General features: G+C 33.8%; 12 protein-coding genes. 6 read left to right on the plus strand and 6 right to left on the minus strand.

What is annotated here, in order from left to right; all coding sequences use genetic code 11:
• Window positions 1–6: 6 nt before the first annotated feature.
• Window positions 7–543, plus strand: a complete 537-nt coding sequence (locus ACJMLO_RS01155) for a YgjV family protein (protein ID WP_405293091.1) — start codon at window positions 7–9, stop codon at window positions 541–543.
• 43 nt (window positions 544–586) lie between these two features.
• Here ACJMLO_RS01155 and ACJMLO_RS01160 read toward each other — a convergent pair whose 3' ends face one another.
• The 3 genes from ACJMLO_RS01160 to ACJMLO_RS01170 form a co-directional block, all read right to left on the minus strand.
• Window positions 587–2,896, minus strand: a complete 2,310-nt coding sequence (locus tag ACJMLO_RS01160) for a hypothetical protein (protein ID WP_405293093.1) — start codon at window positions 2,894–2,896, stop codon at window positions 587–589.
• 264 nt (window positions 2,897–3,160) lie between these two features.
• Window positions 3,161–3,802, minus strand: coding sequence for a fibrillarin-like rRNA/tRNA 2'-O-methyltransferase (locus tag ACJMLO_RS01165; RefSeq protein ID WP_405293095.1), 642 nt, complete (start codon window positions 3,800–3,802; stop codon window positions 3,161–3,163).
• Between the two features lie 3 nt (window positions 3,803–3,805).
• On the minus strand, window positions 3,806–4,957 hold the full coding sequence (locus tag ACJMLO_RS01170) for an NOP5/NOP56 family protein (protein ID WP_405293097.1): 1,152 nt from the start codon (window positions 4,955–4,957) through the stop codon (window positions 3,806–3,808).
• A 64-nt stretch (window positions 4,958–5,021) separates the two neighbouring features.
• On the opposite strand from ACJMLO_RS01170, the gene ACJMLO_RS01175 reads away from it, so the two are divergent.
• The 5 genes from ACJMLO_RS01175 to ACJMLO_RS01195 are packed head-to-tail and all read left to right on the plus strand — an operon-like array spanning window position 5,022 to window position 10,104.
• A complete protein-coding gene (locus ACJMLO_RS01175; RefSeq protein WP_405293099.1) occupies window positions 5,022–5,561 on the plus strand; it encodes a glycosyl transferase in 540 nt (179 codons plus the stop codon).
• A gap of 24 nt (window positions 5,562–5,585) precedes the next feature.
• On the plus strand, window positions 5,586–6,491 hold the full coding sequence (locus ACJMLO_RS01180) for a dihydroorotate dehydrogenase (protein ID WP_405293101.1): 906 nt from the start codon (window positions 5,586–5,588) through the stop codon (window positions 6,489–6,491).
• On the plus strand, window positions 6,484–7,281 hold the full coding sequence (locus tag ACJMLO_RS01185) for a dihydroorotate dehydrogenase electron transfer subunit (protein ID WP_405293103.1): 798 nt from the start codon (window positions 6,484–6,486) through the stop codon (window positions 7,279–7,281). The genes ACJMLO_RS01180 and ACJMLO_RS01185 overlap by 8 nt, the downstream gene beginning before the upstream one ends.
• Before the next feature lie 16 nt (window positions 7,282–7,297).
• Entirely contained in the window at window positions 7,298–8,320 is a 1,023-nt protein-coding gene (locus tag ACJMLO_RS01190; protein ID WP_405293105.1) for an AI-2E family transporter, read from the plus strand.
• On the plus strand, window positions 8,320–10,104 hold the full coding sequence (locus tag ACJMLO_RS01195; protein WP_405293151.1) for a DNA polymerase domain-containing protein: 1,785 nt from the start codon (window positions 8,320–8,322) through the stop codon (window positions 10,102–10,104). Before ACJMLO_RS01190 ends, ACJMLO_RS01195 begins: the two co-directional genes overlap by 1 nt.
• Before the next feature lie 12 nt (window positions 10,105–10,116).
• On the opposite strand, the gene ACJMLO_RS01200 is transcribed toward ACJMLO_RS01195, so the two are convergent.
• The 3 genes from ACJMLO_RS01200 to comC all read right to left on the minus strand — a co-directional run bounded on the left by ACJMLO_RS01200 (window position 10,117) and on the right by comC (window position 15,777).
• Window positions 10,117–11,004 (minus strand): hypothetical protein, encoded by an 888-nt coding sequence (locus ACJMLO_RS01200; protein WP_405293108.1) that lies wholly within the window; start codon window positions 11,002–11,004, stop codon window positions 10,117–10,119.
• A 136-nt stretch (window positions 11,005–11,140) separates the two neighbouring features.
• Window positions 11,141–14,545, minus strand: coding sequence for a hypothetical protein (locus ACJMLO_RS01205; RefSeq protein WP_405293109.1), 3,405 nt, complete (start codon window positions 14,543–14,545; stop codon window positions 11,141–11,143).
• Between the two features lie 203 nt (window positions 14,546–14,748).
• On the minus strand, window positions 14,749–15,777 hold the full coding sequence (gene comC, locus ACJMLO_RS01210; protein WP_405293111.1) for an L-sulfolactate dehydrogenase: 1,029 nt from the start codon (window positions 15,775–15,777) through the stop codon (window positions 14,749–14,751).
• Window positions 15,778–15,782: the final 5 nt, after the last annotated feature.

Below are 15,782 nucleotides of genomic sequence, written 5' to 3' on the forward strand. Positions count from 1 at the left end.
TTATACATGTATCTGCCCTGGAATATTATTGCTGGAAACCTTATTTCATTATTTGCCGGAATATTTGTAATCTTTAGTTTATGGGTAAATGATGATAAAAAAGCGTATAAATACCAAATACTAAATGCTTTTATACTGATTATTGCATCATTTTTCTTTAATTCATACGTCGGCATGGTAGTCATGGCAATGGTTACAATAAGGCTGTGTATGGTTTATAAAGAGAGATTTTCCATCATGTGGGCCATATTTTTCGTTGTATTGTCTACTGTTATAGGTTTTGCGGTAAATAACTTGGGTCTCGTTGGTTTGATTCCAATAATTGCAACAGTTCAAATCACCATATGCAATTACTTGTGTAAGGATATCAAATGGATTAAACTTAGTTTCATCATTAATGAATCGTTTTACATAATCTATTTCTGGTGCGTATTTGATTTCACATCAGTGATTATACAGTTGATTACTGTGTCTGTAGGATGTATTTCTTTCTTTAAATTAATTCGCAATCGTAGACTAATTGATGACGTGGAAGCATATTAATAAACTTTAATAAAAAAAGAATGGTGGTAGATGTGTGTTGCACCTACTTTATTTTAATTCTAACATTTTTAGTTACTTTATTGTAATAGTTGTTTCCTTTATATTTGATAACTGCTTTGTAAGTTCCTTTTTTAGTTAATTTGGTAATTTTAAATGTTGCTTTACCTTTGCTGTTGGTTTTGGCAACGTATGTTTTACCTTTAACTTTTAAGGTAACTTTCATTTTTTTCATTGCTTTGTTTTTGCTGTTTTTCAAGGTAATTACGTATTTTTTGGTTTTTGTAGTTCTTTTGAATGTTTTTGCTTTAGCGGTTATTTTTGTTTTTTCTTTATTTATGGTAATTTTGACAGTTTTATTTGTTGGGATGTAATTATTATTTCCAATTTCAATAATTAGGTTCTTTTTACCAGTTTTAGCGGTTTTTAAGATTTTTGCAGTTAATTTTATTGAAGCGGCTCCATTTTTGATGGTGGATGTTGTGATGTTTTTGCCGTTTAATGTGAATGTTACTTCAGTGCTGTCGGTTACATTTGTGAAACTAACTTTGTATGTTCCACCATAGTTGATGACATATGCAGCATTTTTCGCATTAATCGTAATGTCTTTTTTATTTACAGTGAAATTAACAGGAATTTCAGATCTTGATACATTATTGTCAATGTATGTAACATTTGCATTGTAACTTCCAGCATCTAATCCTGGAATAACAATTATTCCAATTCCATCTTTCACATCAGCACCATATTCAACATTATTAACCTTAACAACTACTTTACCGATACTCAATGGAGATATGACACTGCTGTTTAGTTGAACTTTAATGTTGACATTGTTACCGTAAACAACATCTCCAACTTCAAGAATCCGCATGCTTATTGTATCATTTACTAATTTGGCATCACTTGAAACATTATTTAAAGTTAATTTTGCCCCTGATTTAACATCAATACAATTTTCACCATTACCGATAAATCCAGAATCGCTGATTGTGAGATTTCCATTAGTTAAAATTGCTCTCCCATCCTCAGCGTTATTGTTTGTGAAAGTAGACTTGTCGATTGTTCCATTCATATTAAAGTAGATTGCTCCTCCGAATTGTGCATGATTATTTCTAAATGATGCATTTTTAATTGCTCCTTCATTAACGGCTATCGCACCGCCATTAGATTCCGCTGTATTGTTGGTAAATTGAGAGTCGTTAATTGTTCCATTATATGCATTCCAGTAGACTGCACCACCATTATCTGCGCGGTTATTGGCGAAGTTAGAATTGTTTGTTATTCCATTATATGCATACCAGTATATTGCACCACCATTGGATGCCTGGTTGTTAGTGAAATTACAGGTATCTAGTGTACTATTACTTCCTTCCCAATAGACTGCACCACCATTATCTGCCTTATTGTTCATGAAATTACAGTTGTTCACTAATCCATGTCTTTTTTGCCAGCTAATTGCACCGCCATTGGAACCTGTGTTGCTTATGAAATGGGAGTTGTTCACTATTCCATTTTCTCCTTCCCAATAGACTGCACCACCGTCGGTTCCATTATTTTTAATGAAACAACTATTATTTAGAGAACCATCATGAGCATTAATGTCAAAGAAAAGTGCGCCTCCATTAATTGAAGTGTTATTTACAAAATTAGAGTTTTTAATTCTTCCATTAACTCCATTCCAGTAAATTGCCCCTCCTCTTTGTGATCCTTGATTGTTGGTGAAGTTACAGTTATTTACTGTTCCATTAACAGAATTGGAATCCCATTGGATTGCACCACCACTAAATTTTGTTGCGGTGTTGTTTATGAAATTGGAGTCTTTTATGGTTCCATTAACTCCGCACCAGAAGACGGCACCGCCTCTTAGTTTTGCTTGGTTGTTGGTGAAGTTACAGTTGTTTACTGTTCCATTATTTCCATACCAGTATATTGCACCACCATTATCTGTAGCATTACCATTTATGAAGTTAATATTTTTTAATGTAACAGTGTTTGCCGTAATATTGAATATTCTTGCAAGTCCTGCTCCGTTGATGGTGTGTCCTTGTCCGTCAACAGTGAAACCAGACTTGTCAATTACAATTCCATCAGTATAATTTGAATCCTTTTTGGGGTTATAAGTATAATTTTTTGTTAGTTGTATTGTGCTTGTTGTTGAGTTGGCAATTTCTCCATTCAAAGTTGAAAAATCACTTATATCATTTTCTCCATCAGTCAATTTTTCTTCAGTATATAAATTGGTTTGCGCCACTATTTCATCAGCATCCATGCCATTATCTTGTGCTATTATTTCATCTGATGTATTATCTGCTGCGCTTATGCAAGATAAACTGATTAAAGCAAATAAAATCATCGTAGCTATAATAACTTTATGTTTAATAAAAATTCCTCCTATTGTATAACAAGCTTATATAAATATTAATATTTCAAATAGGATATATAAAACTTATTTTTTTAGGAAAAAATTCCTTAATGATAAAAAAAAGGATATTAAAAATGTATTTTGCATGTGAAATAAGATATTGGGTTGTGAATAGCAAAAGCTTGATATACTTTAATGCTTATTTCTCTCAGAGCTATTTTTTCTAAAAGTATCACATTAAATCAGGCGATTTTTTTAAAAATTTTTTTCCACTAACAATGCAATATGGTCTTTTTCGTGAGGTTCCAGTTTCACTTTTTCAATAATCTTAAAACCTTTCTCTTTTAAAATTTTCTCTTGTTGCTTGAAAACCTTTTTAGGTTTCTGAACGACATCAATACTTCTTGCTTTAATCATCAAAAGTCCAACGCCATTATCATTAGCAAATAAATTCATATTTCTCATGAAAAGTTGTGTCTGAGTGGGTTGAGCCACATCGCAATACACAAGATCTGTTTTTTCGACATAGTTCAAATATCCTTTGGGTTTGGTTGCATCACCCAAAATCGGAGCAATATTGGGTCTTTGACGAGAAAGCTGAACTAATTTTTTAGCGGTTGTAGGTGAAAATTCAACGGCATAAATTTTCCCATCAATTACGATGTCTGAAATATGCGAAACTGTAGTTCCGGTTGATGCGCCAAGGTACAGTACTTTTGAGGTGTTCTCAAGCTTTAAATTATTTAATCCATTTAAAAGAGCTGCAGCTAATTTTGAACGTCTTGGATTCCAGATCCTATATTCCTCATCTTCATTAATCAATTCTTCTCCGTAAACAGATGTTCCGGGATTTAGATTTTTAGTTGCAACATTTCCGTCCTTAAAATAAACTTTCATGGGCTACCTCCTTTTCCTTTTCTTTTTGCCTTTTCTCTTCTTGTTTTTAGATTTTGATTTTTCTTCATTCCTTTTTTTAGTAGTTTTTGTTGGAAAAGGATTATTTTTTTCTATTTCTTCAACTTTATCTTTAAATTCCTCAAAAACATTTTCATCTAATGTTTTAGTAAATACATCTCGTCTTACGGCCAATGAAATCTTTCCGGCTAGCATTCTTGCTATTTTTCCTCGATTCCACCATTTGGCACCGCGTACCTGAGGATGCTGATAGATTAAACCATATTTCGGAGGTCTGTCTCCACTTTTCAAATGTCTGAATAATGCTTTTTCAGCACCCATTATCTGAACTGTGCTTGATGGATACATTGCAAGGCGTTTCAATCCTCCTGCATGAGATATTAGTTTCGCACCTAATGTTGGTCCAACCAAAAGTCTTAAATTTGGTGCAATTGCTTCCATCTTGCTATCAATGTAATTTTCAATATTTTTCCGTGACTGCTGGAGTTCATAAATGGATTTTGCATAATTGTTCATTATTTCCAGGTCTATCAGATTTATGTCTTCTTCTAAATCAATAATGTCCTGTGGGAATGCTTCAGGCTTTGCTTTCAGGATTTCTTCTTTGCTTTTGTTTTGTGAAATCAATTTAATGTAGGTTTCATTGTTTCTGATTACATCCATTTCAGGGAAATATAGGGCGTACCATTCTCTGATTCTTTCAATCAATTTTGAAATGGCATCATCAATTTCATCGATTGAATTTACTGCCTGTATTAGGTGCTTGTCCTCGCTTGCAGATTCTTTTTTAATTTTATAGATTGCAAAATTCTGATAGATTTTACTTGTTTTCTCATCATCCAAATCAAACTTATCGTAATTGCTTCTTAAGAATTCTCCTGCCTGGTTTGGGGTTTCAATCATGATTTTATCATTGCTGTAATCAGATAATCGTTTATTTGATTCAATTATGATTGTGTCATAGTCTTGAGAAACTTCTTCAATAATTTCTAATTCCTCTTTAACAATCTCTTTATCATTGATTTTTGCCAATCTGTCAATTATCTCATCTGTGGGAAATAATTTTTTTGAAATCAATTCATTTTCACTATTAAAAGCGAAAAATCCTTTAACACAATAAGTAATATAGCATTCCATGCAATAATTTATTCATTTTATTTTTTATAAGTATTTTTATTATGAGAATTAAAGTATTAACTGTATGTCAAAGCAAAGTTTTCGAGATTTAAAAAATGAGATTGAACTTAAAAATGCGGAAATTGATGAGTTGTCAATAGAGTTGGATTCAAAAAATGAGGAAATCAATAAGCTAAAGCTATACTCCACTAAACTGAAATATGAAAAGAAAAATTTGGAGGATAAGCTTGACACTAAAATCGATTATGACAAGGCAAGAATCAAGGAATTGGATGAGCTTCATGAAAAAATACTCGAAAAGGACAAAATCATTGAAGATAAACAGGATCAGGTCAGATATTTGAGGTCTCTAATCGATGACTATAAAACACAAATCAGCTCAAACTCTCAGGAGTTGGAAATACAGCTTAGAAAAATCTCCAAAAGCTACGAGGATTTGCTGGCTCAGAAGGATTCAATTATTAAAAAACAAGATGAAATGATTGATAAACTCACAAAATCTAATGAAGAAATTGTAAAATCCAATAAGACTAATGTCATAAGTTTAAAATTACAAAATGAAAAATATCAGGAAATTATTGATAAATTAACAAAAACTAATTAAATAATTAATTACAAAGATGGTACTATGTTAAAGACAAATATTTGTGGAGTTGAATTTCAAAATCCATTGATGTTGGCGGCAGGAATTATGGGCAGCAATGCTTCATCAATGAATTGGATTTTAAAATCCGGAGCAGGAGGGGTGGTGTCCAAATCATTTTCCCTGAATCCTCATCCGGGTTATGTAAATCCTACAACTGTTGCAGTTGATGGGGGAATAATAAATGCTATTGGACTTTCAAATCCTGGCGTTGAAAATTTCAAAGAGGAATTGGGCAGAATTGAACGTGAAAATAATGTTGTTATCGCTTCTATTTATGGGGCGACACCTGATGAGTTTTCAGCTCTTGTCAGTGAGGTTCAGGGTCTTGTTGACATGATTGAGTTAAATATATCTTGTCCTCATGCTATGGACGGTTATGGAGCTTCAATCGGTCAGAGCTGTGACTTGTCACACACGATTGTATCCGCATCCAAGGATGTGGCGGAAGTGCCCATCATTGCCAAGCTAACTCCGAATGTAACAGACATTACAGAAATTGCAAAAACCTGCGAAGATGCTGGAGCGGACTGCTTATCATTAATCAATACTCTAGGGCCGGGCATGAAAATCAATATCGATGTGGCCAAACCTGTTTTGTCAAATAAATTTGGCGGAATGAGTGGCCGTGCTATAAAACCGATTGCAATCAGCAATGTTTATTCGGTATATGAGGCAGTCGACATACCGCTGATCGGTGTTGGAGGAGTATACACTTATGAAGATGTTGTCGAATTCATATTTGCCGGCGCTCGTGCGGTTCAGATTGGTACTGCCATTATGGATGAGGGTGTAGAGGTATTCAGTAGAATTAACCATGATTTGGAGAGATTCATGGCAGATAAAGGTTATAGTTCAATTGATGAAATGGTGGGGATTGCACATGATTAATGAACCAAAGATCGTTGAGATTACAGATATCATAACTGAAACTCCTACAATCAAGACATTCAAATTCGATTGGGATTTCAAAACACTTGGGATGCCGAATCCAGGCGAATTTCTGATGGTTTGGAACTTTAATAATGAAAAGCCAATGTCAATATCACAGATCAATGACAATGAACTTGCAATAACCGTTAAAAATATTGGAGAATTCACTTCTCAGTTGCATAATCTTGAAGCTGGAGACCAAATCGGTGTCAGGGGCAGTTATGGAAATGGTTTTAACACTGATTTTGAAAACAAAAGGATTATTGCCATTGGTGGTGGCGTAGGAATGGCTCCTATAAATGCAATAGCAACCTATCTTGCGGAAAACAATGAAGTTGAGGCCATATCTGCCGCTCAAACAGAAAACGAATTGCTGTTTGTTGACTCTTTGGAAGAGATGGGTGTTGCCGTTCATCCGTGCACCGATGATGGAAGTTTCGGATTTGAAGGATTTGCAACAGATTGCCTTAGCGGTCTGCTTGAAGATAGGACTTATGATTATGCATTTGTTTGCGGTCCTGAGATAATGATGAAAGGAATATTCAATATCCTTGAAGCATCTAACATACCTGGCCAATATTCTCTTGAAAGATATATGAAATGTGCACTGGGAGTGTGTGGTCAGTGCTGTGTAGACAGTGAAGGATGGAGAATATGTGTTGAAGGACCTGTTTTTGAGGAAAACAAAATAAAACAGATTACAGAATTTGGAAAATACAGAAGAGATGCTTCTGGTGTAAAATATTAATGGAGGTATTGATAAAATGGGAAAAAACATTAAGGAGCATTTGACTCCGCCGGTACTAATCATAATATTTTTACTGGCAGTTTCATTAATGTTCATATTTCCTGTTTTAAACATGATAGTTTTAGGGGCTATTTTGGCATATGGTGTGCGGCCGGTGGCTCTCAAAATTCAATCTAAGCTAAAGTACTCTTCAATATCAATCTTGCTTGCAATATTTGTTATACTGGTGCCGATAATCATTTTGGTGGCATATATTGCAATCGAACTGTCAGGAATGCTGTCAGGGGTTGTGGCATCAAACTCCTATTCGGATATCAACAGCGCACTTGCATCAGTTTCATCCTACTTGCCTTGGAAATTTGACATCGCTTCAATATCTGCAACAATCAGTTCATCTATTCATGAAGTTAGCAGTTATGTTCTAAACTATCTTGTAAAGTTTTTAAGCAGCTTAATGAATATCTTTTTAGATTTATTTATTCTCATCTGTTCAGTCTTTTACTTTGCCCGTGACGGAGACAAATGTTTGGAGTTTGTCAGGTCTTTTGTTCCAAGCGATTCGATTGGCTTTTTCGACAGTACTGTGGAATCGGTAAAGGATGTTTTAAGAAGCATATTTTACGGACACTTTTTAACATCCGTGATAATCGGTATATTTGCCGCAGTCGGATATTCCCTTCTAGGATATCCATATGGAATTTTTTTAGGTGTTATAACTGGTATATTACAGCTTATTCCGGTATTTGGGCCGTGGCCGATTTACTGGATATTGTTTTTTTTAGATATCATGTCAGGGAATTATCCTCGTGCTGTCGTTGTTTTGCTGTTTGGATTTTTCCTAAGTACGATAGATATGTATATTCGTCCAGCCCTATCAAGCCATTATGCAGATATACATCCATTAATCCTGCTTATCGGATTTTTATCCGGACCTCTTGTATATGGAATTGTAGGTTTTATTGTAGGTCCGTTGATTTTAGGGATTACTTATGTGGTTTTGGATAATTTCAGAAGGGAATATCTCTTGGAGGATTCATGATGCAAAAAAACGTGGTTATTTTGGATATTGACTATGTTACTTTTGAGGGAAGGCCAGTAATAAGATTGTTTTCAAAGGATGGAGACAAAAACATTATATTGATTGATGATACGTTTGAACCTTACTTATATGTCGTTTCAGATAATATCGATGATGCCATATTGGAAATTGAAGACAATCTGGATGTCACTAAAGTCGAAAGGGTATTGAAAAAAGACTTTCAGATTGAACAGGAATTTATAAAAGTAACTTTTAAACATCCTCAGGAGTTGGCTAAAAACCGTGATGATTTAAGGGATCTGGAAAACGTTATTCAAATCAGAGAATTTGATATTCCATTTTATAGACGTTATCTGATGGATCGGGATGTAATTCCAATGACTGAAGTGCTGGCCATTGGTGAAAAATTGGATAAATTCATGGATTTGGATTCTTCAAAGCAGGATATTGAAATCATTAAGCTGACCGATAGGCTGAAACGTCTGCCTGAATATCCTAGAAATTTCAGAATCCTGAGTTTTGATTTGGAAGTCAGGAACCCTCATGGAATGCCTGACTCACAAGAAGATGAAATCATCATGATTGGTGTTTCAAGCAATTTTGGCATAAATCAGGTCATATCCACAAAAACAAACTCCAAAGGTCGAGGGGATTTTGTCAATCAGGTGGAATCTGAAAGAGCAATGATTGAAGAGTTTGTAAAAATAATTAAAGACAATAATGTCGACATCATTGTAGGATATAATTCAGATAACTTTGATTTTCCATATCTAAAAGACCGTGCAAAGATACTGGGTGTTGACTTGGATATTGGAATGGATGAATCCGATGTCAAATTTATCAGAAGAGGATATGCGAATGCAGCTTCCTTTAAAGGCCTGATTCATGTGGATCTGTATCTTGTCATGAGAAGATACATGACATTGGACAGATATACTCTTGAACGTGTTTATTATGAACTCTTTGGTGAGGAAAAGATTGACGTTCCCGGCGATCGCATTTGGGAGTTCTGGGATAATGAAGGCGAAGAATTAGATAAATTATTTGATTATTCTCTTGATGACGTTGTCTCCACATTGAAAATTGCAGAACAGACCTTGCCGCTTAATTTAGAACTTACACGTATCATTGGTCAGCCACTTTTTGACGTTTCACGTATGGCTACAGGCCAACAGGCTGAATGGTTTTTGGTAAAGCAGGCTTATTTTGATGATGAAGTCGTTCCAAATAAACAGGGGTCTAACTTTGCCGACAGGGCCTCTGCTGAGGACAATGAAGGAGGATATGTGAGGGAACCTGAAAAGGGTCTGCATGAAAATCTGGTGCAGTTCGATTTCAGAAGCCTATATCCAAGCATAATCATTTCCAAAAACATTTCTCCGGATGTAATGACCTTGGGGGAGGTTGAAAACGAAGACGAGTACAATATTTCTCCGGAACATGGAGTCAAATTTAAGAAATCTCCACAGGGATTTATTCCATCGGTTATCGATAAGATATTGCAGGAAAGGTTTAGAATCAAACGTGAGATGAAAGCATCAACTGACGAAACAGATAGAAAAGCATTGGATGTTCAGCAGCAGGCCATTAAAAGGCTGGCAAATACGATGTATGGGATTTATGGATTTCCACGTTTCAGATGGTATTCCTTTGATTGTGCAAAGGCAATCACTTCCTGGGGAAGGCAATATATAAAATCGTCAATAAAAAAAGCTGAAGAATACGGTTTTTATGCAATATATGCGGACACTGATGGTTTTTATGCAAAATATAAGAAAGAATAATATTAAATAATATTATTCTAGTTTTGAAAGAACATACCAGATTTTGGTTTTAATTGGTGTATATCCGTCAATTAAATCTACACGAGGCAAGACACGATAAACTTCACCGTTATATTCTTTCAATTCTCCTTTTGATTTTTTTGTAATTATTTTTCCTGTTTTTTTGTTTTTAAAGTAGAATTTTGCTTTAATGATTTTTGTGTATTTTGCACTTGGGGAAGCATTGTCTGAATTGTCCCCTCCGGTACACCAGGAATCGGTATTTACACCTTTTTGGAATTGGGCATCTTTCTTTTGAACAAATGTGGTAATTGCATCTCCGTTTCTTAATTTTTTGGTTTTTCCCATATTGACAGTATCTGCATATAGGTTTCCAATAAAGAGATAATCCTTTTTGTTTACTTCATATTTGCTGTTTTTTGAAGTAATCACGAATTTATGATATCCTGGAGATAATTTTTTGGTATTGAATGTTGCAACTCCCTTTTCATTTGTTTTAAGTGTATATGTTTTTGTTTTCTTATTGTTTTTAATTGTAAACAATATTTTAAGATTTTTTATCGGTTTTTTGGTAATCTTGTCCTTTATGGTAATTTTCAAAGTACTTTTCCTTTTATATAAGAAAGTTGTATCAGGAGTGCTTACACTTGTTTTGGTTGCATTTGTAGTATTTGATGTTGAGGTAGTTGATGTTGAAGTTGAATTTGTTGTTTTAACGTCTCTGTTAACTTCCTCAATGCTTTTTACATCATCAATGCTTTGATCAATACTTAAAGTATCATCGGGGCCGTTTTCATCAACACTTATGGTATCATTATTATCATCTGCTGCTGAAACTGCTCCAACACTTAAGATTAAAATTAATAATGCTATAAAGATGCTTAAATATTTCATTTTCATATTTTCACCTGCGCAGTATTCTTATCGCAAAAATTTTCGATAGATATACTATGTTAATAATTAGAATGAAATATTATATAAATTTGGTGAAATGATTTTTAAAAAAAGAAAAAGGTTAAGAGAAAGTTAATTTCTCTTATTTTTTAATTTTAATGCTTGATTTTGCTTTTTTAGCAGAACAATACTTGTTAGCAGAGCTTACAACAACTTTGTGTTTTCCAACTTTTAATTTTGCAGTGCTAAGTTGAGCAACTCCTTTTGAATTAGTTTTTACAGTGTAAGTTTTGGATTTTTTACCTGTATAAACTTTAACTTTTAATTTAATGCCTGAAATTGCTTTTTTAGTCTTTTTATTTGTAGCTGTGACTTTAAAGTATTTTTTAGCACCTTTTTTTGCAGTTAACTTTTTAGGAGCTAGTTTAGTTGGAGCTTTTTTGATTACAATTTTGCTTGTAATTGCTTTAGCAGTGTAGTTTTTATTGTCTGCACCTGAAGCTACTACTTTATATTTTCCCGGTTTTAGATTATCAAGGGATAATCTGATTTTACCGTCCATTCCGGTAGTACCGTTGTATTCGTAGTATCTGGTCTTTGAAACATAAAGTTTAATGTTAACTTTTGCAGCATAGATTGCAGTTTTAGTCTTTTTGTTAACTAATTTAACAGCAAATGGCTTGCCTGCCTTGTAGTATGTTTTAAGCTTTTTAGCTTTGAGTTTTGCAGGGGCTTTTTTAACTGTAATAGTTTTGGTAATTTGACTTGCATCATATCTTGTGTCTGCTAAGGTAACAATTATCTTATGTTTTCCTACAGCCAATGCTGCAGAGAATGAAATCTGACCTTTATCATTGGTTAGGAAAAGATAATCATTATACTTTTTGGAAGTGGAGTATAATCTTACGAATACATAAACTCCAGATACTCCTTTACCGTCTTTGGTAACTTTAATAGTGTAACTTGTACCGGAATTGTAATAGATTTCTACATTTTTACCATTAATTACGACAGGAATCTTTTTAATTGTAAATGATCCTGTAGCTTTTTTGTCATTTAGGTTAGTATCATTAGAATCAAATGTCATCTGGTAAGTTCCGGTAGGCAAACCGCTCACACCAAGTTGAACTGTACCGTTCTCATCAGTAATCTGTCTTGGACTGGATAAAGTAGCGCCGGTAATGTTGAGCAATATGTAAACTCCTGACACGGTTTTTCCAGTTTTTGCATTGGTTACGGTAATTGTTACTTTTTTATCAGTACCATAGTATTCGCTGAAAGCACCTAAAACAATATTCACATCAATGGCATTAATGGTTATGTTTGTTTTATTAGTACCTTTAACAGCATTTGATCCGGTTATTGTTAATTCATACACTCCAACAGGGGCATAAATCTTATCGGACAATACCAATCCTGGATAGAAATTAGCATTTTCTAATGTAGCAATACCATCTTTATCAGTTGTCAATGTAGTTGATGTTCCAAGGTTGTATGACCCTGAACTGGTTTTTGTAATGAAATAAATGTTGTTTCCATTTTGAGTCATTGAAACTGAAACGCTTTTATCAGCCAATGGAGCATTTGCATCAATATCAATGATTCTAAATGTAAAGTTTCCATCCTGATAATCTGCACTGACTGTAACTGGAATGAGATTGACATTGTAGATTCTGTTCAAAGTCACATTAGCTTCAGTAGAATTATATTTAACTGTTAATGTGGCTGTTGTAAAGTTAGCATCTTCAAGTTCAAATGATAATGTGCCGTTTGTAATGTCCCATGATTTGACATTAACGGTTACGGTATCGTTTCCTTTTTTATAGCTTACAGTTATGTTTAGGTTTTCTTTACTGAAATCAAAAGTGTCTACTCCATCAGTAATGTTTAATTTAACTTCTCCTTTTTTGGTGGAGTTAATATTAAGTGAAGCAGGGTCTACCTTAATTCCATAAACTTTTAAGACAATATCTTTACTAGATTCGCCATATGTATCATTACCTGCGAACTTGATTGTTAAATTATATGTTCCGTAGGTTAATTTATCGTTGATTGTAATTACAGAATTATTATAAGTAGCGTTAAGTGCTTTATCGCCATTATAAACTTTAAGGTTATCTCCAGTAATGTTTAAAGGAAACTCATCGCTAGCGGTAACTGTGACTGTGAAATTAAATGTTTCGGTCTGACCTTTAACAATTACATCATCACAATCAATTTCAGTTTCAACTTTGATGGTCACATCAGCGGTTAAATTGTTTTCAGCAGCATATACAATAGCTACTTTTGCGGAATCAAAGCTTTCATCAACTTTAAAGATAACATTTTGACCATCGACTGTAATTTCATCTTTTTTCAATGTTCTGTTTAAAGTTTGATTGCCCTGAGTGTAGAATAATGTGATATTCAGTTTTTCCTTATCGATTTCGACTGGGTCTACACCATCATTAAGGTTTAATGTAATGTTTACATCTTTGTTTTCATCCACAGTTGCGGTAGCTGGTGGGGCGAAAGTTTCATTTCCCCAGACTTTAATTGTAATGTCTGTGCTTGAAGCATTATAATATGCTTTATTGAAGTTAATTGTTATATTATGTTCTCCAATAGCTAAACTGCTGATTGTAATAACTGAATTGTTTAATTCATAATCGGTTATTTCTTTTCCATTGTCAATAATTTTCAAATCAGCTTTGGTCACATTTAACAGATTATTCTGACCGTCATAAACCTTTACGGTAATGTTTTTATCTTCAGTGTCTCTTATTCTGGACTCAGCAGTTGCATCAACTCTTGTTGATATTAGGATTGCAACAGTTTTCGGTTCAACTGCTTCAGTATAGTTAATTGTTAAATTTGATTTGAGCAATCCCACATCTGCTGAGAATCTTACGGTATTGTTTTCAATGGTGAATGCATCAATTACTTTAGATTTGACATTACCGTTTTCATCAATGTAGGTTAAATTGCATGTTAGCTTGTTGGCTTCAACAACATAATCTATTAAACCATCAGTTATTTTTAAATTAATTTCAACTGTAGTTCCATCACTTACAATAGTTTCTGGAACTTCTAAAGTCATATTTCCATATATATTTAATAAGAAATTAGTTGAAGATCCTGTATAATTAGCATTTCCTAAGTATTTGATAGTCAAATTATTGACTCCAACAGGTAATTTGTCGGTTATGCTAATTATTGAATTATTATATGTGAATCCGATTGCAGTATTTTCTTTCAATACACTTAATTCACTTTGATTAATAGCTATATCGTCGCTTTCATTGTTTTTTACAGTTACTGTGATATTTTTATCTTCGTCATATCCATATCTATCTGAACCACTAACAGTAACAGTTGTATTGGTTTTTTCTTGATTTGTGTCCTGACCAGTGATATCTTCATCAGCAAGGACAACGTCTGTATCTGCATCTGCTAATACATCATCACTGTCAGTTGTGATGTTTTCACTAGCACAAACAGACCCGATACTTACTAATAGGAATATTGCCATTGCTATTAATAAGATATAAGAGTTTTTAAGTTTCATAACTTTATTTCCTCCTTTTATATGAAAATCATATTTTAAAAAAAGGGTTTATGATTTTCAGTATTAAAATATTGGTATTTTTTTACATTTAAAGGTTTGTTTTATTTCACTATTTTTTTAGGATTTTTAAATCTAAATTTATTTTAAAATAATTTTTTTTAAAATGTGCAATAATTAATTAAAAAAAGTAATGAAGAATAGGATTATTCTTCAACATAGGAATCTATATCAATATCCAAATCATCACAGATTCCTTTTAATTGTTCATATAATTTTTCATCGATTGCCACACCATTGGCTTCAGCATCAGCAATTCTTTTAACTTCCAAATCTCCCGGAATAGCTACTGTTTCGCCGGTTGCTCTGACTTGGGATATGAAGTCTTCAGTATTTGCTTTAAATTCATCAAAGTCACCAAATTTGGAAGGGTCAATTACAACATATAAATCCCCTTTAGTACAGTCTTTATCTGGTGAAGCGGTACCGCTAACTCCAAAACCGTAACCTGCCTGTACCAATGGTCCGGTTAAAATTTCAATTAATAATGATAATGCATAACCTTTGAATCCGCCAAACGGTAAAATTGATCCTTCAAGTGCTGCTTCAGGGTCATTTGTTGGGTTTCCATCTTTGTCCAATGCCCAACCATCTGGTAAATCAAGACCTTTTCTTTTTGATTCAATTATTTTTCCACGGGCGGTAACAGAGGTTGCCATATCCACGGTAATGTATGAATCGGATGGAATTCCCAGTGCAAGAGGGTTTGTTCCAATCAATGCGTCTTTACCTCCTAAAGGTGCAATGGCAGGATCTGTATTTGCTAAAACAAGGCCGATACAGTTTTCACGCAATGCCAAATCAGAGTAAAATCCGGTAACTCCGAAGTGATTGGAATTGTGAACACCAACGCATGCAATACCCATTTCTTTAGCTTTTTTGATTGCAATTTGCATTGCCTTATAGGATACTGCCTGTCCAAATCCGCTGTTACCATTAATCAATGCGATTGCAGGAGTCTCTTTTTCAATAGTAATGTTCTCCTTTAAATTGATTGTGCCTGATTCAATACTAATTAGGTATTGTGGAAATCTTCCAAGTCCATGGGATGTAAATCCTTTTAAATCTGCATCTACGGTAGCTTCTGCAACTAATTGTTGATCTTCTTCGCTAGCTCCAAGCTTAGCCAATATTTCTTTTACAAGATCCATTTCCTTATCTTTCATTATCTTCATTTACA

Source organism: Methanobrevibacter sp., from assembly GCF_045120835.1.
Taxonomy (GTDB): domain Archaea; phylum Methanobacteriota; class Methanobacteria; order Methanobacteriales; family Methanobacteriaceae; genus Methanocatella.